The sequence below is a fragment of the Massilia rhizosphaerae genome (assembly GCF_016093545.1).
GTDB lineage: Bacteria > Pseudomonadota > Gammaproteobacteria > Burkholderiales > Burkholderiaceae_D > Telluria > Telluria rhizosphaerae.
In genome coordinates this window covers 218,016-242,599 of the sequence record NZ_JADKYX010000006.1, presented here as the reverse complement: position 1 = coordinate 242,599, position 24,584 = coordinate 218,016, and the positions used below count along the sequence as shown (strand labels likewise).

Genomic DNA, 24,584 nt, shown 5'->3' with positions numbered 1-24,584 from the left:
ATCATGCACTACGCCATCCGCAGTATTGCCGCCGCCGCCGCCATCGCCGCGGCAAGCGCGCACGCGAGCCCGAGTGCCGCACCGGAATTCGCCGGCATCGACCACTGGATCAACAGCGCGCCGCTCACCATGCAGCAGCTGCGCGGGAAGGTCGTGCTCGTGGATTTCTGGACGTACGACTGCATCAACTGCCAGCACGTGCTGCCGTACGTGAAAGCCTGGCACCAGCAGTACAAGGACCAGGGACTGGTCGTCGTCGGCGTGCACACGCCGGAATACGGCTTCGAGCGCAACCTGGACAACCTCAAGGCCGCCGTGCAACGCAATGCGATTTCATTCCCGGTCGCGCAGGACAACCGGTACGCCACCTGGAGCGCTTACGACAACCGGTTCTGGCCCGCGTTCTACCTGGTCGATAAACAGGGGCAGGTCGTGTACACCCACTTCGGCGAGGGCGACTATGCGCAGACCGAGGCCACGATCCGCAAGCTGCTGGCGCAGCGCTGACTACGCCGTTTCGGCGGGTGCGGCGGGCGCGGCCCGCTTCTTCGGCAGCGCGACGATGCGCGTGCCGGCCAGGCGGTCGTGCAGGAACTGGCGGTCGCGGTCCATGAAGGCCGTCAAGCCCCAGCCCAGCACGCCCACGGCGATGGCCGCGCCGACCTGGGCCTTGTCCTTCAGGCCCAGCACGGTGCAGGCGAGGAGGGCGGGCAGGAACCAGCCCCAGGCCAGCAGGTAGCGCGCGATGGCCATGCGCAGCGGCAGGCGCGCGCCGCCGTTCGTGACGACCTGCATGCGCCACGTCTTCATCGCCAGCGTGTGGCCGCTGTTGGTCCAGCCCCAGACGAAATAGGCGCCGGTGACGATGAACAGCCAGACCTTCAGGCCGTACTGGAACACGGGCGCGTGATTGTTGCGCGTGACGAGCAGGTACAAGGCCACCGCCAGCATCTCCACCGCCAACAGGAGGAAGGTCTCGTAGACCATCGCGATCAGGCGGCGCCTTACGCTTGGGGGCATGCTGGGGACGTCTTGCATGAGGGGGCCCTGTTATGCGTTGTTGGGCGTGATGCCCCAGTTGGCCGGCACCTGCTTTTCCGGCTCGGGTGCGGGCTGCGGATTGGCCGGCGGCTGCACGGGCGGCGGGGGCGCGGGCGTCGGCGGGGCCGGCGGCGGCACGCAGGGCGGGGCGGCCGATACCGTGTTCTTGACCATGCCGGCCGGGCACGACGTGGCGCCTTTGCCCAGCGGCGCGACGGCCTTGCCGCTCGGCTGGGACGGCACGATGCGCGACTTGCGGGCGGCCGACGCGGCCAGTTTTTTCTTTTGCTCTTCCGGCAGCTTCTGGTAGCTCTGCCACGTGGCGGTCTTTTGCCCCGGGGCGATCTTGCGGGTGCGCGTATAGGTTTCGCGCGCCAGTTCGCGTTGCTCCGGCGTCAGCTTGACCCAGGCGCGCATGCGTTCGTGCACGCGTTCCTGCTCCGCCGGTTTCATGCCGGCGAAGCGGTTGGCGAGCTGCAGCCATTTCTGCTTGCGCACGCCATCCATCTGGTCCCATTCGCCCTGCAGCGGTTGCAGGGCCACCTGCTGGGCCGGCGTGAGGCTGCGCCACAGGGGCTTGTCGCCCGTTTTATGGTTGTTGCCGGCGGATTTGACGGGCTCGGCTCGCGCGGTGGAGGCGGCCGGCGCTTCGCGCGTGGCCGGACCGGACGCGGCGGGCAGGGAGCCGCCGCGCTGGTTGACGGTCAATACGGCCGCGCCAACGAGCACGACGGCGGCGGCGGCCCCGGCAACTTTGAGCTTGTTAGCCGTCATCCTTTACTGGGCTCGCTGCGGCAGTTGCTGTGCTTGCTGCTGTTGTGCCAGGTAAGCGTTGAAACCGTGGTCGGTATAGGCGGTCAGCGGCAGGTCGTCGGACAGCACGGCCGCATCCAGCTCGGCCAGTTCGGCGACGTGCTGTTCCCGTTCGTACTGGTAGACGCCGACCATGCCGGCGACCATCGCCAGCAGCGGCGCGACGACGGCGGCGCGCGCCACCCATTGCATCGAGAACAGCGAGCCCAGGTCGAACGCGGCGCGCCGTTGCGACGCTGCGCGCACCGGTGCATCGGCTTTCTTGCGCGCGAGCGCCTGCGCGCGCGCGGCCGCCAGGCGGTCCGTCGTCGACGCCGGCAGGTTGTCGAGGTTGTCGTTCAGGGCATGGCGGATCTTGTACGCCAGGTTGATGTCGTCGGTGTTCATAATTTAATTCCCTTGGCCTCCAGGGCTTTCTGCAGGGCATGCGTAGCGCGAGAACAATGTGTTTTTACACTGCCCTCGGAGCATCCCATCGCTTCGGCCGTTTCGGCCACATCCATGTCCTGCCAGTAACGCATGAGGAACGCTTCCCGTTGACGCGCCGGGAGTTTTTGTATCTCGTCCTCGATCAGGCGCAGGGTTTCCGCCCGCTCGACCTGATCCGCACTCGACTCCGCGGCGGACGTTCCTTCCTCGGCCTCATACGATGCAAGTATATCAAATTCCTCGTCGTCTTCGTCCCGGCGGCCGAGGCCCCCGAAGAGGCTGACCCAGGTGTTCCTGACCTTTTCGCGGCGGAAGTAATCGAGGATGGTGTTCTGCAGGATGCGCTGGAAGAGCATCGGCAATTCGCCCAAGGGCTTGTCGCCGTATTTCTCCGCCAGCTTGATCATGGCGTCCTGAACGATGTCGAGCGCTGCCTCGTCCTTGCGGACCGCGTACGCAGCCTGCTTGAAGGCGCGCCGCTCGACACTCTCGAGGAAGTCGTTGAGTTCTTTGTCAGTGGCCATGCGATAAGTGGTGGACACCACGGGTACGTTGCCTGTGGCTTTTCGGAAAACTTCGGAATCCTAGCAAAAATTATGGCTGACCGCACTCGAAACCGGCAGGCGGGCGGGCGGCGGTCATTCGGACGGGGGCGGGCGGTCTTGCTGTTTTGTCTATAGAATGGTGGGCCCGACATCCATCCGGAGCCAGAACATGGTGCGCATCCTCGGCAAGGCAAGCTCGATCAATGTCCGCAAGGTCTTGTGGACATGTACCGAACTCGGCGTCGCGTTCGAGCGGGAAGACTGGGGCAGCGGCTTCCGGTCGACGCACGATCCAGAATTCCTCGCGCTGAATCCGCACGCGATGGTGCCGGTGCTCGTCGATGGCGACCTCGTGCTGTGGGAGTCGAACGCGATCTGCCGCTACCTCGCCACGCGCCATGGCGACGGCGGCGAGAGCTTGCTGGCGCGCGACGCGCGCGCCCGGGCGCAGGTCGAGCAATGGATGGACTGGCAGGCGACGGAATTGAATAATGCCTGGCGCTACGCGTTCATGGGCCTGGTGCGCAAGAGTCCCGCGCACCAGGACCCGGACCTCATCGCGGCCGGCATCGCCGGCTGGAACGGGCAGATGGGGATCCTCGAGCGCCGGCTGGCGACGACCGGTGCGTATGCGGCCGGCGCGGCGTTCTCGCTGGCCGACGTCGTGCTGGGCCTGTCCGCGCACCGCTGGCGCAAGACGCCGATGGAACGGCCCGACTATCCCGCCGTCGCGGCCTGGATGGCGCGACTGGACGCGCGGCCCGCCGCGCGCGCGTGGCTGCCTGACGATACGGCATGAAAAAATCATTATTTATCTTGACCAGAATGGTGCAACGCATTAAGGTATGGGACGCTTTGCACCCCCAAAGCTTATTGTCAAGTCAGTTTGTCACACAAAGTCAACCTCGACATGACGCGCTTTCACAATGTAGGCAGTTTGCTCCAACCCGTGCCACAAGCGCGAGAGATTCGCATTCCGCTACAGTAACTCAAGCTGAACGAGTTGCGTCCAGCGTCGTTTCGTAAGGATCCTACGGCATCCTGAAAGATCGGCGTGACCGCAGAAAGAAGGGAAGCATGAGCACTGTTGCGTGACACGTATCTCGTCAGGGACGAGCATCCGATCAATCTCCCTATGGGTTTTGAAAGGAACGTATCATGAGTAACGACGCAGCAGCTCCCATCACGGGCGCTGAGATCGTAGTCCGTTGCCTGGCGGAAGAGGGCGTGAAACACGTCTTCGGTTACCCCGGCGGTGCGGTTCTCTACATCTACGACGCCATCTTCAAGCAGGACAAATTCCAGCACATCCTGGTACGCCACGAGCAGGCAGCCGTGCACGCGGCCGACGCGTATTCGCGCAGCTCCAACGAAGTGGGCGTTTGCCTGGTCACGTCCGGTCCGGGCGTCACCAATGCCGTCACCGGCCTCTCCACCGCATACATGGATTCGATTCCGATGGTCGTGATTTCCGGCCAGGTACCGACCAATGCGATCGGCCAGGACGCTTTCCAGGAATGCGACACCGTGGGCATCACGCGCCCGGTGGTCAAGCACAATTTCCTCGTCAAGGACGTCAAGGACCTTGCCGAAACCATCAAGAAAGCCTTCTATATCGCGCGCACCGGCCGTCCGGGCCCCGTGCTCGTCGATATCCCGAAGGACGTGAGCATGCACAAGGCCGCGTACTCGTATCCGAAAGAGATCGAGATGCGCTCCTACCGCCCCGTCGACAAGGGCCACGCCGGCCAGATCCGCAAGGCGGTGCAGTTGCTGCTGGCGGCCGAGCGTCCGATGATCTACACGGGCGGCGGCGTCATCCTGGCCAATGCATCGAACGAACTGAACAAACTGGTCGACAAGCTCGGCTTCCCGGTCACGAACACGCTGATGGGCCTGGGCGCCTATCGCGGCTCGGACAAGAAATTCGTCGGCATGCCGGGCATGCACGGCACCTATGAAGCGAACATGGCGATGCAGCACTGCGACGTCCTGATCGCCATCGGCGCCCGATTCGACGACCGCGTGATCGGCAACCCGAAGCACTTCGCGACCAACCCCCGCAAGATCATCCACATCGACATCGACCCGTCGTCGATCTCGAAACGCGTCAAGGTCGACATCCCCATCGTCGGCAACGTCAAGGACGTGCTCGTCGAACTGCTGTCGCAGCTGGACGCGGCCGAACAGCGTCCGAACCCGGCCGTGCAGAAATGGTGGCAGCAGATCGAAGACTGGCGCGGCCGCGAGTGCCTGCGCTATGCGACCTCCGATGAACTGATCAAGCCGCAGTCCGTCGTCGAGAAGCTGTGGGAAGTGACCGGCGGCGACGCCTACGTCACGTCCGACGTGGGCCAGCACCAGATGTGGGCCGCGCAATACTACCCGTTCGACAAGCCGCGCCGCTGGATCAATTCCGGCGGCCTGGGCACGATGGGCGTGGGCCTGCCGTACGCGATGGGCGTGCAGATGGCGAACCCCGGCGCGACCGTGGCCTGCATCACGGGCGAGGGTTCGATCCAGATGAACATCCAGGAACTCGCGACCTGCAAGCAGTATCACCTGACGCCGAAGATCATCCTCCTGAACAACCGCTTCCTGGGCATGGTGCGCCAGTGGCAGGAACTCGACTACGGCGGCCGCTACGCCGAGTCGTACATGGATTCCCTGCCGGACTTCGAGAAGCTGGCCGAGGCCTATGGCCACGTCGGCATGCGCATCGAGAAACCGGGCGACGTGGAAGGCGCGCTGCGCGACGCCTTCGCCATGAAGGACCGCCTGGTGTTCATGAACTTCATTACCGACCGTAGCGAAAACGTCTGGCCGATGGTCAAGACCGGTAAAGGCTTGTCGGAAATGCTGCTCGGATCGGAGGACCTGTAATGCGACACATCATCTCCGTCCTGCTGGAAAACGAAGCCGGCGCGCTGTCGCGCGTGGTGGGCCTGTTCTCGGCACGCGGCTACAACATCGAGACGCTGACCGTGGCGCCGACCGAAGACGCTACCCTGTCGCGCATGACCATCGTGACGACGGGCTCGGACGACATCATCGAGCAGATCACCAAGCACCTGAACCGCCTGATCGAAGTGGTGAAGGTGGTCGACCTGACCGAAGGCCAGCACATCGAGCGCGAGCTCATGCTGATCAAGGTGAGGGCAGTGGGCAAGGAGCGCGAGGAAATGAAGCGCACCGCCGACATCTTCCGTGGCCGCATCATCGACGTGACGGAAAAAACGTACACGATCGAGTTGACGGGCGCGAAGACCAAGCTGGACGCCTTCATCGACGCCATCGACCGCGCCTCGATCCTCGAAACCGTCCGCACGGGTGGTTCCGGCATCGGCCGCGGCGAGCGCATCCTCAAGGTTTGATCTTGCGGTAATGGTGGGCACAGGGTGCCCACCCTACGCCGGAAATGAACGTAGGGTGGGCTCCCCGAGCCCACCAAACAAAATATAACGACACACGAAAAGTACAGGAATAATCATGAAAGTTTTCTACGACAAAGACTGCGACCTCTCCCTCATCAAAGGCAAGAACGTCGCCATCATCGGCTACGGCTCGCAAGGCCACGCACACGCCCAGAACCTGACGGAATCGGGCGTCAACGTCACCGTCGGCCTGCGCCGCGGCGGCGCGTCGTGGGGCAAGGTCGAACAGGCCGGCATCAAGGTCGCCGAAGTCAACGAGGCGGTCAAGAACGCCGACGTCGTCATGATCCTGCTGCCGGACGAGAACATCGCCGACGTGTACAAGAACAACGTCGAACCGAACATCAAGCAGGGCGCCGTGCTGGCGTTCGCGCACGGCTTCAACGTGCACTACGGCCAGGTCGTGCCGCGCGCCGACCTCGACGTGATCATGATCGCACCGAAGGCCCCGGGCCACACCGTGCGCGGCACCTATCGCCAGGGTGGCGGCGTGCCGCACCTGATCGCCGTCTACCAGGACAAGTCGGGCGCGGCGCGCGACATCGCCCTGTCGTACGCGATGGCCAACGGCGGCGGCAAGGCCGGCATCATCGAAACCAACTTCCGTGAAGAAACCGAAACCGACCTGTTCGGCGAGCAGGCCGTGCTGTGCGGCGGCGCCGTCGAGCTGATCAAGGCCGGCTTCGAGACGCTGGTGGAAGCCGGCTACGCGCCGGAAATGGCTTACTTCGAGTGCCTGCACGAGCTGAAGCTGATCGTCGACCTGATCTACGAAGGCGGCATCGCCAACATGAACTACTCGATCTCGAACAACGCGGAATACGGCGAATACGTCACCGGCCCGCGCGTCGTGACCGAAGACACCAAGAACGCGATGCGCCAGTGCCTGAAGGACATCCAGACCGGCGAATACGCCAAGTCCTTCATCCTGGAAAACAAGGCCGGCGCCCCGACCCTGATCTCGCGCCGCCGCCTGACGGCCGAGCACCAGATCGAAGAAGTCGGCGCCAAGCTGCGCGCGATGATGCCGTGGATCGCCAAGAACAAGCTGGTCGACCAGTCGAAGAACTGATCGTCGTCACCAACTGACGTATCCGTCGCCCCCGCTTGCCGGGGGCGATTTTTTTTCAGCCCAAATTCGGGGTCAGAGCACAAATTCGGGGTCAGAGCAAAGTTCGGATCATTGGTTACACGGAAACTCCGTTCCGGGGCGGAAGTTGGCGCCGGCTTGGCGCCCCATGCGAAGCTGTGGAGATATATTGATCGGGGCGCGCATACATGTCTCAAGGATCGTGCACCAAAACGTGCTCTGACCCCGAATTGGGGCGGAAATGTGCTCTGACCCCGAATTTGCTGGCGCCGCGAGTGCACTTGTTTGCAATCATTTGCAACTTTCCATTACACAAACTCGACTTTCGCGCAAAACCGGTTATCGTTCTCGTGCCGCGGCACGCAGCCGCCCAGATTCAAGGAGAACAACGATGTCCATCCAAAAACTCGTCCTGCTGTCCGCGCTGACCCTCGCGTCGTCAGTGCAAGCCCAAGCGCAAGTCCACGCCCAGGCCGCGCCGGTGGCCGCCACGACCGGCACCCTCGTCATCGTGCCCGCGTTCGGCGAGGTCAAGCATGCCAACGACGAGGCGACCGTCAACTTCGCCGTCGAGGAACAGGACAAGGACCGCGCCGCCGCCACCGCGCGCGTCAACCAGAAGATGAAGCAGGGCACGGACATCGTGCGCCGCGCCGATCCGCAGGCGGAACTCAAGACCGTCGGCTATTACACCTATCCCGTCTATCCGGAAGTGCCGGACGGCCCGCGTCCGCTGGTCAATCCGGCCGCGCGCCGCATGCCGATCGGGTGGCGCGTCGGCCAGTCGCTCGAAGTCAAGACGCGCAATCTGCAGGCGCTGCCGAAGACGGTCGCCGCCGCGCAGAAAATCCTCAACCTTAACGGCATCGACTACCACCTGAGCCCGGAGCTGGCCAGGCGCCTCGACGACGAGCGCATCGCGGCGACCTACCGCAACCTGAACGAACGCATCGCGTCCATCGCGCGCGCGATGGGCCGCAATGCGGGCGACGCCGTCATCGACACGGTCGACTTCGAAGGCAGCGGCAATTACGCCGGCGACCGGGCCGAGGCCGCGCCGATGGCGATGCGCATGTCGGCCAAGCGCGCCGACGCGGCCGAGATGCCGGAACCGAGCTTCGAGCCGGGCGAGACGACGTTGCAGATGCGGCTCGTGGGCAAGGTGAAGTTCCGGTAATGGTAGCCGTTCGCTAACAAGGGGACGGCCCACTATAATGGCGTGGTCCGCGCCCTGCGCGCATCGTTAAGAAAAAGAAATCTATGCCGACAACTCCCCGACGCCGCAAACCCGGCGCCATCAAGGCGCCACGCTTCGCCCGCTTCAGCCGCGTCCGCAAGTCCGACGCCGCCGCGGCCCGCCCGCGCCGGGGCATCTACCTGCTGCCCAACGCCTTCACGACGGCGGCGCTGTTCGGCGGCTTCTATGCGATCGTGATGGCGATGAACCAGCGCTTCGACCACGCCTGCTGGGCCGTGTTCATCGCGATGGTGCTGGACAGCCTCGACGGCCGCGTGGCCCGCCTGACGAATACGCAATCCGAGTTCGGCGCGCAGTACGACAGCCTGTCCGACATGGTGTCGTTCGGGGCCGCGCCGGCCCTCGTCATCTATGAATGGTCGCTGCGCGGCCTGGGCAAGCTGGGATGGATCGCCGCCTTCGTCTATTGCGCCGGCGCCGCGCTGCGCCTGGCCCGCTTCAACACGAACATCGAGGTCGTCGACAAGCGCTTCTTCCAGGGCTTGCCGAGCCCGGCGGCGGCGGCGCTGGTCGTCGGCGTGGTCATGTTCATGAGCGATCCGGACATCAATATCGAAGCGCGCAAGGTCGACTGGATCTCGTGGAGCATCACGCTGTTCGCCGGCCTGACGATGGTCACCAACATCCCGTTCTACAGCTTCAAGGACGTCAACTTCCGCAAGTCGGTGCCGTTCATCGTCGTCTTCCTGATCGCGCTGGGGCTGGCCCTGCTGGCAATCGCGCCGCAAGTCATCCTGTGGCCGCTGTTCGTCGTGTACGGCCTGTCCGGCTATGCCGTGTACCTGTGGCGCTTTGCCAAGGGCAAGCCCGTCAGCATCATCCAGACGGACGAGGAGACGCTCGATCCCAGCGAGCGGCGCTGAATGGAACGGGACCGCGCGCGGTCCCGTTTGCGTTGCTACCCGGCGTCAGCTCGCCTTGGCGGCGGACTTGCCCTGCTGGCCGACCGGCATGCCGCCCTGGACGCTGCCGCGGAACGTGCCGTCATGCATGTCGGCCTCGGCGCGCACGCCCGCATCCGCGCCGTTACCGCTTTGCAGATTGCCGCGGTGGACGCTGCCGTTGGCGCGCGCTTCCTGGAACGGATCGCGGAAATTCTTGATCGAATCCTGCTGCGTGCGCAGGCTGTGCTGCGTCTCTTCGGATGCGGCGCGCGCCACCTCGTCGGCCAGGTTCTTGGCCGTGCGCGACGTTTCCTGCACGTGCTGCTCGGCCACGCGGGCCAGGTCGACCTGGGAGTCGGCCACGACGCGCGACAGGTGTTGCTGGTAGGCGCGCAGCTTTTCCGCGGCCGGCTGGGCGCGCGCGGCGGCGGCCGAGATGATTTCGGTCGGATGGTTCGTGGTCAGCAATTGCTGGCCCGCGATATTGCTTTCTTCGAGCAGGGTCTGGCTCAGCTGGATGTTGGCGTCGACGATGTTCTGGATCGACCGCGACCACGATTTCGACATGTCGTTGAGGAACGCGACCTGGGCGTCCAGGTGCGAGCGAACGGCGGGCGTGACGGACTGGGAAAACAGGAACATGGATGACCTCGTGAAAGTGGATCCGCTTCGGAAAATGCGACTCGGGAAGAGCGCGCCGTCAGGCTCGCCGATTTCGATGACATTCCGATGACAGATTCAATCGTGCGCACGGTCAGGGCGCAGCCGCCGCGCCGAACGGTTTCGGTCCGCTCGCGTTATCGTTCGCCAGCGCATCCAAGTCATCGGCCGACAATACATGGTTGACATTCAAAAGAATCACGAAGCGGTTGTCGATCTTGCCCATGCCCTCGATGAAGCCGCCCGGAATCCGGGCGCCGAACGCCGGCGGCGGTTCGATCTCGGAGGGTGCGATCTCTACCACGGCATTGACTGCGTCGACGATGACGCCGACGACCCGCTGTCCGCCATGCGCTTCGATTTCGACAATGACGATGCAGGTGCGCTTGGTGACCTCCCTGGCCGGCTTGCCGAAGCGCACCGACAAATCCATGATCGGCACCGCTGCGCCGCGCAGATTGATGACGCCGCGGATACACGCCGGCATCGTCGGCACCGCGGTGAAAGTGCCGTATTCAATGATTTCCTTGATCGTCAGAATGCCGATGGCGAATATTTCACGATCCAGCATGAAGGTGAGGTATTGCGTTTCGTCCGCGGTACTGCTGGTCGCAACAGCACTCACCCGAGGAGGATTTGTCCGAACCAACGTATCCACGCCCGGTCTCCTTGGCTTAGAACCTGGCGAATTGCGATTCATCCGGGGCGCCATCCACCGTGCTCGCCAGATTGGAAATGAGCTTGCGAATGACCGGCTTGCTGGTGATTTCCCTGGGCGTCGTCGACGGGTCGCGCGCGAAAGTCGTTGTCCTGGGACGCTCCGCCGTTGCAAGCTTGAAGAACGCCATCGTCTGCTTCAACTGTTCGGCCTGGCCGCTCATTTCTTCCGCAGTGGCCGCCAGCTCTTCCGAGCTCGATGCATTCTGTTGCATGGTCTGGCTCAACTGGCCCACCGCCGCATTGATCTGGCCTACTCCGGACGACTGCTCTTCCGACGCCGCCGTAATTTCCTGCACCAGGTCCGAGGTTCGTTTAATGTTCGGCACCATTTCATCCAGCTGCTTGCCCGCCGTTTCCGCCATTTTCACGCTGTTGCTCGCCACTTCGCTGATCTCCTGCGCTGCAACCTGGCTGCGCTCGGCCAGCTTGCGCACTTCGGCCGCCACCACCGCGAAGCCCTTGCCATGCTCGCCGGCGCGGGCCGCTTCGATCGCCGCATTCAAGGCCAGTAGATTGGTCTGGTAAGCGATGTCGTCGATGATGCTGATCTTCTTCGCTATCTGGTTCATCGCCGAAACGGTCTCCTTGACCGCTGCACCGCCCTCTATCGCCTCCTGCGCAGCCTTGGTCGCGATGCCGTCGGTGACCTTCGCGTTCTCGGTGTTTTGCGAAATCGACGCGGTCATCTGCTCGATCGCCGCGCTGGTCTGCTCGACGCCGGCGGCTTGCTCACCGGATGCCTGCGACAGCGCCTGGGCGGTGGAGCTGACTTCTTCGGAGGCGTCGGCAAGCGCTTCGGCACCGCGAGAAACCTCGTTCACGACCTCCGCCAGCTTGGCCACCATACTGTTCACGGCGTTCTTCAGCTCGGCAAATGCGCCTTGGTACTCGCCGCGGATGACCTTCGTCAAATCGCCATTTTCCATTCCTCCAAGCACCTGCTGCACCTCCCGCAGCGGTGTGACGATGGCGTCGAGGGCGTTGTTCACGCCTTCGACGATGCGCTTGAAGTCGCCGGTATGGCGGCTTGCGTCCGAGCGCGTTTCGAGCTGGCCGGCTTGCGCTGCCTTGGCCAGCATGCTTGTATCTTCAATCAAGGCCATCAGGTTCGCGCGTACCTGTTCGATGGTCTGATTGATGAACACCTTCTTGCCCGGAAAAGTTTCCAATGGCGCGCTGAAGTCGCCCTCGCCAAAGGATTTCACGCAGGCCATGGCTTTCTTCTTCACCGTGATATGGCCTGCCACCATGTTATTGATGCCTTGGGCCATCGTGCGGAAATCGCCCTCGAACTTCTGTGCATCGATTATCACGTCGATGTCGCCCTTGTCATGCTCCGACGACATCTTGTTCATTTCGGCAATCAAGCCCTTGAGGTTGCCGCGCACTTGCTCGATAGTGTCGTTAATGAACGCCTTCTTGCCGGGCAGCTTGTCCATCGGCGCGTCGAAATTACCGCGGCCGAATTCCCTGATCACGCCCATGGCCATCTTTTTGACGGCAATGTGCGAACCGACCATCGCGTTGATGCCTTGCGCCATCAGGCGGAAATCGCCTTCGAATTTCTGCGCATCGATCATCACGTCGATGTCGCCCTTGTCATGCTCCGACGACATCTTGTTCATTTCGGCAATCAAGCCCTTGAGGTTGCCGCGCACCTGCTCGATCGTGTCGTTAATGAACGCCTTCTTGCCGGGCAACTTGTCCATCGGCGCGTCGAAATTGCCGCGGCCGAACTCCTTGACCACGCCCATTGCCATCTTTTTGACGGCAATGTGCGAACCGACCATCGCGTTGATGCCTTGCGCCATCGTGCGGAAATCGCCTTCGAATTTCTGCGCATCGATCATCGCGTCGATGTCGCCCTTGTCGTGTTCAGCGCTCATCCGACCCATTTCAACGCGGATCGCCTGCAGGTTGTCCAACAGGCGATTGACTGCGCCGCCCGTCCTGCCCAGGGTTGGCGGCAAGGCGTCGATGTCAACCCGCTCGGAGAGGTCCCCGCTCGCCGCCGCGATGACAATGCGCGTGAGGTTTTTCTCGATGGCTTCGGCGAGCGCGTCCTGCTCAAGCTGTAACTGCCGTGATGTCCTGATCTGAATCATCATAATTCCTGGATGAACAAGTGAAAGGGGTGTTGGACTTAGCGTAATCACATAAAAATGCCGCGCTCATCGTGTTGTATCGACCGATGGAAACGGAATTTTTCGGAAATCTTCGATAAACCACGATGCTCCAAGACGGCGATCACCCTGGTCGTTAACTTTCCAGTCATTATTGCTGCTGGCTGCACGAACGATGGAGTGAGCGGCGCATCTGCAAGTAAATACTACTTTATTTTCCCAGGGAAACTCCACTGGAGGCGGGACTTTTGCCGGTCTGTTGTTATTGGGCCATATCGTTATATTCATCTTTTTCCACGCCACGCCAGATGAGCACGCCGCGGCGATTTTCATGGGGGGCTTGCCCAAAGATGCGGTCGAAGCGAAGCCGGCGTTGAGCAGCGGGAATTCGTTGCAATTCGCGCCGGCAACCCCACAGGTTCAATCGTGCGCGGGTCTCAATCGCGCGCGGTGCGCCATGCCTGCGCGCTGGCGGGCTGCTCGTGGCCCGTTCCGCAGTTCGTGATCCTGATCTTGCCGTGCTTTTCGATCATGTCGATGCTCGTGGTGGGCGAGCGCTCCGTAATGCAATAGGCGCCGGCGGGGGTGATGACACGGGTGCGGCGCGCGCCGTCGCCGGTGTCGTTGACCAGTTCCTCCGTCTTGGGCGCTTCCCACAGCCGGTTCGGCGCCAGCTGGGCGGCCCGTTCCATCTTCTTGCGCATCCGGATCTCCGGACTGTCCAGCGGCGCGACGATGTAGGGATTGTTTTCCTTGCGCAGCGCGCGGTCGACGGCGCCGGCGTCGCGACGTGCGCGTTCCAGTATGGCGGCCGCTCCGGATCGGGCGGGAGGCGCGAGCGGCGCGAGCCTGTCGGTGCCGGTGGCGGCGCCTGCGTTCGGGGCGCCGACCGCCGGCGCAGGCGCGACGGGCGCGGGCGGGCGCGGCAACGTGATCGCGCCCGCGTGCGGGCGGACCGGCGCCGCGCGCTCTCGCTCTTTTTCTCGGCGCGGCAGCGGCACGGCAGGTGCCGGCAGCCGGATCCACTGGATCGTCATGCGCCGCGGATCCGGCGCGACGGACGGCGTCCGGCGGGTCGCTTGCCAGCCCAGGATCAGCAGGGCATGCACGAGGAGGGTGACCGCGATGCCGGCGTGGCGGCGGTCAACGGTGGCCGCTCCGATCATCGGGCTCGTCCGTTTCGATGGCGGATTCAATCCCGGGCCGTGCGCCATGCCTGCCCGTGGGCCGCCGATTCGTGCCCGGGGCAGCTGGTTTGTCGCCACTTGCCGTGCTTCTCGATCGTGTCGATGCTCGTCGCGGGCGAGCGCTCCGTCATGCAGTACGTGTTGCCGCCCGCGACGATGCGGGTGCGACGGGCACCGTCGCCCGTGTTGTTGACCAGTTCGTCCATGCCGGGTTCCGCGTGGCCCGCCGCCGCGATCCCGTTGCGCAGGCGGATCTGCGGGCTGTCCAGCGGCGCGACGATGTATGGATAGTTTTCCTTGCGCAGCGCGCGGTCGACGGCGCCCGCGGCGCGGCGCGCGCGTTCCGCCAGCGCGGCGCCGGCCGACTGGGCGGGCGGGGCCGGCGGTTTGGCGGTGTCGAGGTCGTCGGCTGGCGCGGTGCTCGGCGCGGCCGGCGCAGGCACCGGCGCGGCGGACACGGAGGGCAGGACGAAGGTCATCGCGCCCGCGCGCGCGGGTGCGTGCGGCCGGAGCGGCTCCGGGTGTTCTTCCACGCGGCGTGGCGGCACGGCAGGTGCCGGCAATCGTATCCACTGGATCGTCGTGCGGCGCGGATCGGGGGCGACGGACGACGGCGCGTGGCGGGTGGCCTGCCAACACATCAGCAAGACGGCATGCAAGAGAATCGTGGCCGCGATGCCGGCGTGGCGGCGGTCGCGTGGCGGGAGCAGGGCGGGGACGGTGGCGATCATGTCGCCACAGTATAGCCAGCGGCGCATGCCGGATTCTCACACATTGTCGCGCCGCGGGCAGCGGTCAGCGGCGGAGGAAGCGGTCGTCGTACATCGGGTCCGGCCCGTTGAGCATCTGGCGCACGACGCCCTGCTCGTCGAAGTGCACGTGCATCATCGAGTTCCACACGCCCGCTTCCTTGTAGCGGTAGGACCAGACTTCATAGTTGTGCACGTGCACGTGCGAGACCTCGGCGGGGCGGCCGAAGTGGCGCAGGATGTCGGCCTTCGTCCAGCGGTCGACCTGCACCTTGGCGAAATTCTCGCTGGTGAGCACCTGGTCGAACGAGACCAGGCGGCCGTCCGGCCCGATGTGGGCCATGTACTGGAACTGGCCCATCGGCTGGCCGCCGTAGTCGAGCCTTTGGCCGCCGTCGGGCAGGGGATAGACGGCATTCGGCTGGCCGAGTTGCGCGGTGACCGCGGTCAGCGGCGCGCCCGGCGGCGGCGGTTGGCGCAGCAGCGTGGTGCAGCCCGACAGGGCCAGCGCGGCGGCGAGTGCGGCGCCGGCCGCGCGCAGCGTCGCAGGGAAAGTGTGGGGCATCGTGACCTCCGTGTGACGCTCAGACGCCTTTCGAGCGGTCGTCGAGCAGCGGGTCCGGGGTGTTGTCCATGTGGTGCACCTCGCCCCGTCCATTGAAATAAATGTTCATGTACGAATCCCAGACGCCGTCCTGCTTGTAGCGGTACGACCAGACGTCGAAGCCGGTGGCGCGGTCGCGCCCGGTCTCGGCCGGGCGGCCGAAGTTGCGCAGGACGTCGTCCTTCATCCAGCTCCCGGGACGCACTTTCGCGAAGTTCTCGCTGGTGAGCACCTGGTCATACGAGACGAGGCGGCCGTCGGCGCCGATGCGCGCCATGTGCTGGTACTGGCTCATCGGCTGGCCGCGGTATTCCAGCACCTGGCCGCCGGCGGGGTCCGGGTAGACGGCGTCCGGCTTGCCCAGCTTCGCCGTCACCTGGGCCAGCGGCGTGCCGGCGGGCGGCGTGCGGTCGAAGGTCGAGCAGGCGGACAGGGCGAGGGCGAGCGCGCAGGCGGCGGCAAGGGTCTTGGTCGTGTTGTGCATGGTATGGTCGCGTCTTCGGGCTTGCCGGAACGGCATCGCCAACGGTGCGATTTTAACGGAAGACGATGAAACACTGGCCTCGCCCGGTGTTTTCACATATACTTCCCGGTCTTGGCCCTCCGGCCAGGTTTTTTATCAATTCACGGTGCGCTGGGTTCCGACTCTTGCACCGCATGTGAAAGGCAACATCATGACCGTAGAAAACATCAACAAGGCCGCGATCATCGCGGACAACGCACGTGGCCAGAACGACACCGGTTCGCCGGAAGTCCAGGTTGCACTGCTGACCGCCCGTATCAACGAACTGAACGGCCACTTCAAGGAACACCAGAAGGATCACCACTCCCGCCGCGGCCTGATCATGATGGTCAACCGTCGTAAGAGCCTGCTGGCTTACCTGAAGCGCAAGGATCTGAACCGTTACCGCGACCTGATCGCCAAACTCGGCCTGCGTAAGTAATCAGCAGTTCCCGAGCATTGCGCCAGACGGCTCAAGCTTCGAAATGCCTGCGTCAGTTTCACTGCCGCGGGCATTTTTCGTTTTGGCCGTCGTTAGTCAGTCGGGGTCAGAGCGCACCCGAGAAATTCGCGCTCTGACCCCGAATTAAGAGATTTGCCCGTCGTGAGGTGAACGACAGCGCCTGAAAATCTGTCGGCAAATAGAAAGGGATTACCCATGTTTAACAAAGTTACGAAAACCTTCCAGTACGGCGACCATACCGTCACCCTCGAGACCGGCGAAATCGCCCGTCAAGCCAGTGGCGCCGTCCTCGTGTCGGTCGAAGACACCGTCGTCCTCGCGACCGTGGTGGCCAAGAAGGACGCCAAGCCGGGCCAGGACTTCTTCCCGCTGACCGTCGACTACATCGAGAAGAGCTACGCCGCCGGCAAGATCCCGGGCGGTTTCTTCAAGCGCGAAGGCCGTCCGTCGGAGAAGGAGACGCTGACGTCGCGCCTGATCGACCGTCCGATCCGTCCGCTGTTCCCGGAAGGCTATCTGAACGAAGTCCAGGTAATCATCCACGTCCTGTCGGTGAATCCGGAAATCGATCCGGACATCCCGTCGATGATCGGCGCCTCGGCCGCCCTGTGCGTGGCCGGCATCCCGTTCAACGGCCCGATCGGCGCCGCCCGCGTCGGCTACGCGAACGGCCAGTACATCCTGAACCCGACCACCACCCAGCTCAAGACCTCGCAGATGGACCTCGTCGTCGCCGGCACCGAGCACGCCGTGCTGATGGTCGAATCCGAAGCGCAGCAGCTGTCCGAAGAAATCATGCTGGGCGCGGTCGTCTACGGCCACGAGCAGATGCGCGCCGTGATCGACGCGATCCACGCGCTGGTCGAAGAAGGCGGCAAGCCGGAAGTCGAATGGGCGCCGGCGCCGAAGAACGAAGCGCTGATCGCCCAAGTCGCGCAACTGGCCGACGCGAAGATCCGCGACGCCTACCAGACCCGCGAAAAATCGGCGCGCCAGCAAAAGCTGAAGTCGCTGTCGACCGAAGTGCTGGCAGGCCTGGCCGAGCAGGGCGTCGAAGCGGATGCGGCCGAAGTCGGCAACATCCTGTTCGACATGGAAGCCAAGGTCGTGCGTTCGCAGATCCTGGAAGGCGAGCCGCGCATCGACGGCCGCGACACCCGCACCGTGCGCCCGATCTCGATCCGCACCAGCGTCCTGCCGCGCACCCACGGTTCCGCCCTGTTCACCCGCGGCGAAACCCAGGCCCTCGTGATCGCCACGCTGGGCACCGGCCGCGACAGCCAGAAGATCGACGCGCTGATGGGCGAGTACACCGACGACTTCATGATGCACTACAATATGCCCCCGTTCGCCACCGGCGAAACGGGCCGCGTGGGCACGCCGAAGCGTCGCGAAATCGGCCACGGCCGCCTGGCCAAGCGCGCGCTGGTCGCCGCGCTGCCGGCGCCGGAAGAGTTCAGCTACTCGGTCCGCCTGGTGTCGGAAATCACGGAATCGAACGGTTCGTCGTCGATGGCATCCGTCTGCGGCGGCTGCCTGGCGCTGATGGACGCGGGCGTGCCGATGAAGGCGCACGTGGCCGGCATCGCCATGGGCCTGATCAAGGAAGGCGGCAAGTTCGCCGTCCTGACCGACATCCTGGGCGACGAAGACCACCTGGGCGACATGGACTTCAAGGTGGCCGGCACCGCCAACGGCATCACGGCGCTGCAGATGGACATCAAGATCCAGGGCATCACCAAGGAAATCATGCAGGTGGCACTGGCGCAAGCCAAGGAAGGCCGTCACCACATCCTGGCCGAGATGCAGAAGGCCATGCCGACCGTGAAGACCGAGCTGTCGGACTTCGCGCCGCGCCTGATCACCATCCGCATCAACCCGGAAAAGATCCGCGACGTGATCGGCAAGGGCGGCGCCGTCATCCGCGCGCTGACCGAAGAGACCGGCACGCAGATCGACATCACCGACGAAGGCATCGTGACCATCGCGTCGGTCGACGCCGCCGCCGGCCAGGAAGCCAAGCGCCGCATCGAAGAGCTGACCGCATCGGTCGAAGTGGGCAAGACCTACGACGGCACCGTGCTGAAGTTGCTGGACTTCGGCGCCATCGTGCAAGTGATGCCGGGCAAAGACGGCCTGCTGCACATCTCGCAGATCGCCAACGAGCGCGTCAACGCCGTGGCCGACTACCTGAAAGAAGGCCAGCAGGTGCGCGTGAAGGTCCTCGAGACCGACGAGCGCGGCCGCCTGAAGCTGTCGATGAAGGCAGCGGCCGCGGACGACGCGGCGGCAGCGGCGCAGTAAGCCTCCGCCGGCCGTCCGGCCGAACGAAACCGCCAGTGCGTGAGCCTGGCGGTTTTTTTTGCTTCAAGTGCTGGAGCCGAATTTGGTGCTGAATTTGGCTCGTTATGCTAGGATGCCGTCATTGACCGTGGAGGCGCCATGAACCTTGTCGAAAATGTCCAACCCATCAGCTACCTGAAAACGAACACGAGCGATGTGGTCAAGCAGGTTCAGGAAACCCGTGAACCCGTGCTGATTACCGTGAACGGCAAGGTGCAGGCCGTCATCCAGGATCCCTTGAGCTATCAGAAAATGCACGATCAACTCGTGATGCTGCGCGTCCTTGCCCATGGCCAGAAACAAATCGAAGAAGGCAAAGTGACCGATCATCATGATCTGTTTGCCCAACTCGAAGCGCAAGACAAGGAAAGCTGAACGACTTCATGAACATCATGTGGACCGACGCCGCGCGCGACGATCTTCTCGAACTTCGCGCGTACCTGAAAATGCATCAGTCAGCGGCGTTCGTCAAAAAGGTGACCGAACAAATCCGCGACGAGGTCGCCTCGCTCAGGGAGTGGCCAAGCAAAGGCGTCTACGTGCGGGAATTGGAGGAGCTACATCTGGATCAATACCGGGAGCTTCTTGCAGGGCCGCATCGCATCATCGTCGAACGCGCGAGCGACGTTTTTTATGTTCACATCGTTTGCCATACGAGCCGCAATCTCGAGGCGCTGCTGCGCCGCCGGCTTCTGGCCGTCTAGGCACACATCGAAGCCGGTATGCGAACCGGCCATCCAAATCGAACCGCCAGTGCGTGAGCCTGGCGGTTTTTTATTACCTGTTTTATTCATGATCTCGAGCAAAGATATTGATGAGCTTGATATCTCGGCCGATGCGTACGGCTGAGATATCGTTGAAATGAATGGCATGTATTTGAACATGAAATTGGATTTATATCTCATCCGTTCCCATAATGTCCTTACAGTCAACGAAACGGGAGAAAACAAATGAACATCGCTAAGAACATGGAATTCGTCTTTGCCGCAGCAGCTGTCGTGGCCGTGAGCGTCGCGAACGCTTTCGCCGCACCTGCCGCCCCGCTGGAAGTCGCTGCCAAACCCGCCATCGTGAAATCCGCGGTCATGGAAAATCCGGTCATCACCATCCACATCGTCGGCAAGCGCCTGACGGCCGCGCAGAAAGCCAAGCTTGCGGTTTAAGTGTCCGTGCTGCCGCGCTGCCCGCTGTATTCACCCAGCGCCGGCCGAGGCTGTGACGGGTAACCGTTTTTCGTTCAAAACGCAAATCGCCGCGAATCTTCGCGGCGATTTGCGTTTATCGGCGCCCCAATCTCATACCCCACACCTCCTTCACCATTCGGCCGGACGGCACGCCGGCCACCGCCAGCACGCAAGTGCGCCGTCTTTTCGCCGCGGCCATGGAACCGTTGGCCTCTGTCCGCGCACCTATGTCCAGGGCCGATCAGGCACCCAACGACTGGACATCATGGACAAACTATTCTTCATCCAACATTTTTTATCCAAAGACCCGCTGGGGAAGCCCGAGCGGCACCCGGTGTGCGCGTCGTTGAGCGACGGGCAGCTGGTGGTAACATCGCGTGGTCCGGCCGCCCGCCGCGTGGAAGACGATCTCGACTGCGGCCGCCTGCGCGGCCTGCCCAGGAAAGGCGGAGAGACGATGTAACGGCGCGTCGGCATGCGCCGACGCGACACTCGAAGGGGGGAAATTTGCAAAATGAAGCGGGCAATGCCCCGGGCACGCTCGACGGTTCGCTGTCCCAAGTCGCCGCGCTGCTGCGCGAGCTGATTCAACTGACCGGTCATGACGGCGACGACGTGCCCGTGCTCGAACTCCAGTTCGGCGACATCCTGACGCGTACCGCCTTGCATGCGCTGGACCAGAATTACCTCGTGATCACGGCCATGTTGCCGAAGTTCGGCGACGGCGAAGGCGCACGCCCCGCACCGCCCGGGCGGGACATGGAATTCCTATGGGATGCGGACGAGGGCCGCTACGTGGCCTTGCGCATGGTGCCCATCGTCTCGCTGCCGGACGAGCGCAGCGTGATGGATGCGATCCTCGCGACGTCCGACCTGGCATCCGCCTGGATGACGGCGCGGCGCCGGCGCGCCTAGCTGGCCTCGTCGGCCGGGCCGGCCAGGCGGCGCGCGAACTGGACCCGCGCCTCCAGTCCGGTGACCGCGCCCGCCGCGCCGCAGTTGCACAGGGTGAGCTCGGCGTGCATCGAATCGGCGATTTCGGCGCAGATCGCCAGTCCCAGGCCGCCGCCTTTCGAACTGTGGGCGGCGGCGAACGGTTCGAACTCGCGCAGTTCCTGCTCGTCGGCGATGCCGGGGCCGGAATCCCAGACGCACAGCAGGGCGCCCGCGTCGACCGGCACGACGCGAATGCCGAGGCGGGACTCGGCCGGCGTGTGGCGGATCGCGTTGTGCAACAGGTTCGACACCATCTCGGCGGCCATCCAGTGACGCCCCTCGACCCAGACGCTGCTGGCGTCCAGCTCGAAATCGAGGTTCTTGTCCGAAATCAGGGGCGACAGGTCGATCGCCACTTCGCGCGCCACGTCCGCCAGGTCGCACCGCTCGCGCGTGGGCTTGCCCCGCAATTGCTCGATCCTGGCGAGCGACAGCAGCTGGTTGGCCAGCTTGGTGGCGCGCTCGACCGTCGAACGCATTTCGCGCAGCGCCAGTTCGGGTTCGATGTCGCCGCTCAGCCCCGATTGCAGCTGCGTCTGCAGCACGGCGAGCGGCGTGCGCAGCTGGTGCGATGCGTTCGCCACGAAATGCTGCTGCAGGTCGACGGTCCGGTGCAGCCGTCCCATCAACTGGTTCAAGGCCGCCACCACCGGCCGCAGTTCGCGCGGCGCGGACGCGCAGTGGAGTGCCGACAAATCGTCTTCGTGGCGCGCATCGAGCTGCGCGCGCAGGCTGTCGAGCGGACGCAAGGCCAGCGAAACGACGGCCATCGTCACCGCGGCCACGATCGCCAGCAACAGCGTTTGACCGAGCACCGTGCCCCACAGGATGTCGCTGGCGACCTCGCGGCGATACGCCAGCGGTTCGGCGATCTGGATGATGAGATCGTCTCCCGGAAGCGGCTGTTTCGACGGTTGCGCCAGCGCGACGACGCGCACGGGGGCGGTGCCATACATGCTTTCATAGACCTTCAGCAGGGTGGGCACTTTCGGCCACCGGTTGGCGCTGTTCCGGAAGGTCGGCAAGTCCATGTCGCCCGCGATGTACTTGCCGTTGCGGTCGCTGATCTTGTAGATCATGCGGGTGGAAAATCCGTCTTCGTACACCTCCAGCGCGGCGAAGGGGACCTCGTTGCGCAGGTGACCGTTCTCCACCGCGATCTCATTGCCGATCGAATACGCGCTGGTCACCAGCATGCGGTCGTAGGCGGTGTTGGCCGAATCGAGCGCGCGTTCGTACAGGCGGAACGCGTTGAGGACGATGAACAGCGCGATCGGCGTCAGGATGCCGGCCAGCAGATAGCGGCGCAGCGAGCGGTCGCGCAGCGCGAACTTCATGTCTGCCGCGCGGTCTGGGGGCGCAGGAGGTAGCCCACGCCGCGCAGCGTCATGATCTCGGTCTGGGTGGCCATCAGCTTCTTGCGCAGGCGGTGGATGACGACCTCGATGGCCTCGACCTGGACGTTGGCGTCGTCGGGAAAGACCACTTGCAGCAGGCGTTCGCGATTGACGGCGTGGCCGGGGCGGGCTATCAACGCCTTCAGCAAGGCCTGCTCGCGGGGCGTGAATTCGAGCGGCTCCTCGCCGTTGTAGAACGCGCCCGAACTGCGTTCGAAGCGCAGCTTCCCGCATTTCTGCATCGACTCTTCCCCATTTCCCTTACGCCGCAGTTGTGCGTGGATGCGCGCCTCCAGCTCTTCCAGGTCGAACGGCTTGGCGAGGTAGTCGTCGGCGCCGGCATTCAGGCCCGCGACCCGGTCGCCCACGGCACCCCGCGCGGTCAGCACGATGATCGGCACGCCGATCGACATGGCGCGGGTGCGCTGGAGGATGTGCAGGCCGTCGAGGGAGGGAATGTTCAGGTCGAGGATGACCAGGTCGTTCGTCTCTTCGCGGATCTGGCGGAAGGCGCTGGCGCCGTCGGCGCAGGTCGTGATCTGGAAACCGCGTTTGTCGAGGGCGCGGGCCAGCGCTTTCGACATGTCGGCGTCGTCTTCCACAAGCAGGATTTTCATGGATCGTCGGGTCGTTGAATAGTTGGAGTGCCGTGAGCGCTGCTGTTACATCCGCGAATTTACTTGCGCACGATAAAAAAAGGAAGGCGAATGAACTTTGTTGCCGAGAAAACGTACTTACTGAAAGCCAATTGAAAGGAAGCTGAAAGGCGGCCGCAAGATTGGCGTGTTTTTGCTGCGCCGCAATATCGCAATTTGAAATTTGCTTCCATACACTGCGCCCAAGTCGAGCGTCACGCCACCCCGGCGGACACATCGACACAGGGCCTGCCAGTGTGAAGGTTCGCACAGCCGGCTTCCATAACGAGGGATGGGCGCAAACAGGGCGCCCCTACAGGAGATGAAATGAAGAAGAAGATGTTCAGTGGTATCGCCGCGGCTGTTTCGATGGTGTGCATGTCGGCGGCGCACGCCGAATCGGCCGTGGCGGCGGGGCCGGTGAAATTGGGGATTTCCGGCGTCGGCGATGCCCAGTTCGAGTACGTCGACGCGGTCGATGCCGCGAATCCGGCCCAGGACAAGCCCGGCCGCTTCCGGGTCAGCAACGTCAGCTCCGAACTGTCTTTCCACGCGTCGGTGGACTTGGGTAATGGCATGACCGGCCTGGTGAAATACACCACCGGTATTTCCGTCGACAACGCCAACGCCAGCGCCAACGCCGGCATGTTCGGCAGCGCGAAGGACGTGTACGTCGGCATCGCGTTTGCCAACGTCGGTACCTTGAAGCTGGGCCGGATGACGGCGGCGGCACGCTGGAACAGCGGTACCGCGGACTTCTCGCCGGCGGGCGCGGGCCTGCAGGACATCCAGGGTATGCTGACCGGCACCAGCGGCCAGTCGGCTCACGGCTCGCAGTTCAACGTCCGCTTCGACAACGCGGTCGCGTTCGAATCGGCCAGCTTCGGCGGCCTGTCGGCGCGCGCCTACTACAGCGCCAACGAAGGCAAGAGCGCCGAGGGCACGCCCAACAGTCCGCACCTGAACGACGACAGCTTCAGCCTCGGCCTGCAGTACGTCCACGGTCCGCTCGAGCTGCGCGTGTCGGGGGAGCAGCGCAATGACAAGGGCATCCTGAACGGCACCGCCGACCACAACACGCGCGACCGCGATTTCCGCTTCGGCATGCGCTACACCCTGCCGGACGGCACCATTCTGGCCCTGGGCCACGACCGCATGCGCCTGGCCGACGCCGACGCCACCGGCACGGCGAAAAGCCTGCTGACCAAGCACGGCACCGTCATCTCCGCCAAGCACGCGTTTGGCAAGCATGTCCTGTACGGCGGCTTCGGCGTGGGCAGCAACGTCCGCTGCGAGTATGCCGACGGCAGCGCCTGCAACGGCAACGACACGGGCGCCCGCAATGCGGTCATCGCGTACCAGTACGTGTTCAACAAACAGATGATGTTCGAAACCTTCGCCGCGATCGTCAAGAACCAGGCGCGCGGCCGCTACGACTTCGACGCGGGCGCCATCGGCGTCGCCACCGGCGGGCAGTCGCGCGCCATCGGCGCCGGCCTGCGCTACGCCTTCTAAGCCAATCCCGAC

At 63.9% G+C, this 24,584-nt stretch carries 29 protein-coding genes; 15 read left to right on the top strand and 14 right to left on the bottom strand.

The features are described from left to right. The first annotated feature begins 3 nt into the window (after positions 1 to 3). A complete protein-coding gene (locus ISF28_RS12045; RefSeq protein ID WP_198117419.1) occupies positions 4 to 507 on the top strand; it encodes a thioredoxin family protein in 504 nt (167 codons plus the stop codon). Here the strand turns inward: ISF28_RS12045 and ISF28_RS12040 are convergent, their stop codons facing one another. From ISF28_RS12040 to ISF28_RS12025, 4 genes are read right to left on the bottom strand one after another with little or no spacing between them, the layout of a single operon-like run. Continuing rightward, positions 508 to 1,020, bottom strand: a complete 513-nt coding sequence (locus ISF28_RS12040) for an RDD family protein (protein WP_229519030.1) — start codon at positions 1,018 to 1,020, stop codon at positions 508 to 510. Between the two features lie 30 nt (positions 1,021 to 1,050). Continuing rightward, entirely contained in the window at positions 1,051 to 1,815 is a 765-nt protein-coding gene (locus ISF28_RS12035) for a DUF3106 domain-containing protein (RefSeq protein WP_229519029.1), read from the bottom strand. A 3-nt stretch (positions 1,816 to 1,818) separates the two neighbouring features. Continuing rightward, positions 1,819 to 2,241: a DUF3619 family protein gene (locus tag ISF28_RS12030; RefSeq protein ID WP_198117417.1), complete on the bottom strand. Its 423-nt coding sequence runs from the start codon at positions 2,239 to 2,241 to the stop codon at positions 1,819 to 1,821. Continuing rightward, positions 2,238 to 2,807 carry an RNA polymerase sigma factor gene (locus ISF28_RS12025; protein ID WP_198117416.1) on the bottom strand — a complete coding sequence of 190 codons (570 nt, stop codon included), beginning with the start codon at positions 2,805 to 2,807 and terminating at the stop codon, positions 2,238 to 2,240. The genes ISF28_RS12030 and ISF28_RS12025 overlap by 4 nt, the downstream gene beginning before the upstream one ends. Before the next feature lie 190 nt (positions 2,808 to 2,997). On the opposite strand from ISF28_RS12025, the gene ISF28_RS12020 reads away from it, so the two are divergent. The 6 genes from ISF28_RS12020 to pssA all read left to right on the top strand — a co-directional run bounded on the left by ISF28_RS12020 (position 2,998) and on the right by pssA (position 9,473). Beyond that, the gene (locus ISF28_RS12020; protein ID WP_198117415.1) at positions 2,998 to 3,627 is read left to right on the top strand and encodes a glutathione S-transferase family protein; all 630 of its coding nucleotides are present in this window, start codon (positions 2,998 to 3,000) and stop codon (positions 3,625 to 3,627) included. A gap of 359 nt (positions 3,628 to 3,986) precedes the next feature. Then, positions 3,987 to 5,711: an acetolactate synthase 3 catalytic subunit gene (locus tag ISF28_RS12015; protein WP_198117414.1), complete on the top strand. Its 1,725-nt coding sequence runs from the start codon at positions 3,987 to 3,989 to the stop codon at positions 5,709 to 5,711. After that, on the top strand, positions 5,711 to 6,202 hold the full coding sequence (ilvN, locus tag ISF28_RS12010; protein ID WP_056136997.1) for an acetolactate synthase small subunit: 492 nt from the start codon (positions 5,711 to 5,713) through the stop codon (positions 6,200 to 6,202). The genes ISF28_RS12015 and ilvN overlap by 1 nt, the downstream gene beginning before the upstream one ends. 115 nt (positions 6,203 to 6,317) lie before the next feature. Next, positions 6,318 to 7,334 (top strand): ketol-acid reductoisomerase, encoded by a 1,017-nt coding sequence (gene ilvC, locus ISF28_RS12005; protein ID WP_198117413.1) that lies wholly within the window; start codon positions 6,318 to 6,320, stop codon positions 7,332 to 7,334. A gap of 409 nt (positions 7,335 to 7,743) precedes the next feature. Beyond that, positions 7,744 to 8,529, top strand: a complete 786-nt coding sequence (locus ISF28_RS12000) for an SIMPL domain-containing protein (protein ID WP_198117412.1) — start codon at positions 7,744 to 7,746, stop codon at positions 8,527 to 8,529. Positions 8,530 to 8,612: 83 nt separating this feature from the next. Next, positions 8,613 to 9,473: a CDP-diacylglycerol--serine O-phosphatidyltransferase gene (gene pssA / locus ISF28_RS11995; RefSeq protein ID WP_198117411.1), complete on the top strand. Its 861-nt coding sequence runs from the start codon at positions 8,613 to 8,615 to the stop codon at positions 9,471 to 9,473. Positions 9,474 to 9,518: 45 nt separating this feature from the next. Here the strand turns inward: pssA and ISF28_RS11990 are convergent, their stop codons facing one another. The 8 genes from ISF28_RS11990 to ISF28_RS11955 form a co-directional block, all read right to left on the bottom strand. Beyond that, complete coding sequence (locus tag ISF28_RS11990; RefSeq protein WP_198117410.1) at positions 9,519 to 10,136, bottom strand: phasin family protein; 618 nt, start codon at positions 10,134 to 10,136, stop codon at positions 9,519 to 9,521. A 112-nt stretch (positions 10,137 to 10,248) separates the two neighbouring features. Next, positions 10,249 to 10,812, bottom strand: coding sequence for a chemotaxis protein CheW (locus ISF28_RS11985; RefSeq protein WP_370663422.1), 564 nt, complete (start codon positions 10,810 to 10,812; stop codon positions 10,249 to 10,251). A gap of 16 nt (positions 10,813 to 10,828) precedes the next feature. Further along, complete coding sequence (locus tag ISF28_RS11980; RefSeq protein WP_198117408.1) at positions 10,829 to 12,982, bottom strand: methyl-accepting chemotaxis protein; 2,154 nt, start codon at positions 12,980 to 12,982, stop codon at positions 10,829 to 10,831. A gap of 63 nt (positions 12,983 to 13,045) precedes the next feature. Further along, on the bottom strand, positions 13,046 to 13,330 hold the full coding sequence (locus ISF28_RS11975; protein ID WP_198117407.1) for a hypothetical protein: 285 nt from the start codon (positions 13,328 to 13,330) through the stop codon (positions 13,046 to 13,048). 104 nt (positions 13,331 to 13,434) lie between these two features. Next, complete coding sequence (locus ISF28_RS11970) at positions 13,435 to 14,163, bottom strand: hypothetical protein (protein ID WP_198117406.1); 729 nt, start codon at positions 14,161 to 14,163, stop codon at positions 13,435 to 13,437. 26 nt (positions 14,164 to 14,189) lie between these two features. After that, entirely contained in the window at positions 14,190 to 14,942 is a 753-nt protein-coding gene (locus ISF28_RS11965) for a hypothetical protein (RefSeq protein ID WP_198117405.1), read from the bottom strand. A gap of 37 nt (positions 14,943 to 14,979) precedes the next feature. Beyond that, positions 14,980 to 15,498 (bottom strand): RNA-binding protein, encoded by a 519-nt coding sequence (locus ISF28_RS11960; RefSeq protein WP_198117404.1) that lies wholly within the window; start codon positions 15,496 to 15,498, stop codon positions 14,980 to 14,982. Positions 15,499 to 15,517: 19 nt separating this feature from the next. Beyond that, complete coding sequence (locus ISF28_RS11955; protein ID WP_198117403.1) at positions 15,518 to 16,021, bottom strand: hypothetical protein; 504 nt, start codon at positions 16,019 to 16,021, stop codon at positions 15,518 to 15,520. Between the two features lie 190 nt (positions 16,022 to 16,211). Between ISF28_RS11955 and rpsO the strand changes: the two genes are divergently transcribed. From rpsO to ISF28_RS11920, 7 genes are all read left to right on the top strand, one after another. Next, positions 16,212 to 16,481 carry a 30S ribosomal protein S15 gene (rpsO, locus tag ISF28_RS11950; RefSeq protein WP_036230908.1) on the top strand — a complete coding sequence of 90 codons (270 nt, stop codon included), beginning with the start codon at positions 16,212 to 16,214 and terminating at the stop codon, positions 16,479 to 16,481. Between the two features lie 216 nt (positions 16,482 to 16,697). Then, entirely contained in the window at positions 16,698 to 18,806 is a 2,109-nt protein-coding gene (gene pnp, locus ISF28_RS11945) for a polyribonucleotide nucleotidyltransferase (protein ID WP_198117402.1), read from the top strand. A gap of 138 nt (positions 18,807 to 18,944) precedes the next feature. Continuing rightward, entirely contained in the window at positions 18,945 to 19,220 is a 276-nt protein-coding gene (locus tag ISF28_RS11940) for a type II toxin-antitoxin system Phd/YefM family antitoxin (RefSeq protein WP_198117401.1), read from the top strand. Between the two features lie 8 nt (positions 19,221 to 19,228). Beyond that, positions 19,229 to 19,549 carry a type II toxin-antitoxin system RelE/ParE family toxin gene (locus ISF28_RS11935; protein ID WP_198117400.1) on the top strand — a complete coding sequence of 107 codons (321 nt, stop codon included), beginning with the start codon at positions 19,229 to 19,231 and terminating at the stop codon, positions 19,547 to 19,549. A gap of 246 nt (positions 19,550 to 19,795) precedes the next feature. Further along, a complete protein-coding gene (locus ISF28_RS11930) occupies positions 19,796 to 20,008 on the top strand; it encodes a hypothetical protein (RefSeq protein ID WP_198117399.1) in 213 nt (70 codons plus the stop codon). A gap of 286 nt (positions 20,009 to 20,294) precedes the next feature. Then, a complete protein-coding gene (locus ISF28_RS11925) occupies positions 20,295 to 20,492 on the top strand; it encodes a hypothetical protein (RefSeq protein ID WP_198117398.1) in 198 nt (65 codons plus the stop codon). A 44-nt stretch (positions 20,493 to 20,536) separates the two neighbouring features. Continuing rightward, positions 20,537 to 20,944, top strand: a complete 408-nt coding sequence (locus ISF28_RS11920) for a hypothetical protein (protein WP_229519028.1) — start codon at positions 20,537 to 20,539, stop codon at positions 20,942 to 20,944. Here the strand turns inward: ISF28_RS11920 and ISF28_RS11915 are convergent. Beyond that, a complete protein-coding gene (locus tag ISF28_RS11915; protein ID WP_198117397.1) occupies positions 20,941 to 22,362 on the bottom strand; it encodes a sensor histidine kinase in 1,422 nt (473 codons plus the stop codon). The two genes, ISF28_RS11920 and ISF28_RS11915, sit on opposite strands and share 4 nt — an antisense overlap. After that, positions 22,359 to 23,039: a response regulator transcription factor gene (locus ISF28_RS11910; RefSeq protein WP_198117396.1), complete on the bottom strand. Its 681-nt coding sequence runs from the start codon at positions 23,037 to 23,039 to the stop codon at positions 22,359 to 22,361. Before ISF28_RS11910 ends, ISF28_RS11915 begins: the two co-directional genes overlap by 4 nt. A gap of 345 nt (positions 23,040 to 23,384) precedes the next feature. Here ISF28_RS11910 and ISF28_RS11905 point away from each other — a divergent pair, with 345 nt between their 5' ends. Continuing rightward, complete coding sequence (locus tag ISF28_RS11905; protein ID WP_198117395.1) at positions 23,385 to 24,572, top strand: porin; 1,188 nt, start codon at positions 23,385 to 23,387, stop codon at positions 24,570 to 24,572. Positions 24,573 to 24,584 lie beyond the last annotated feature (12 nt).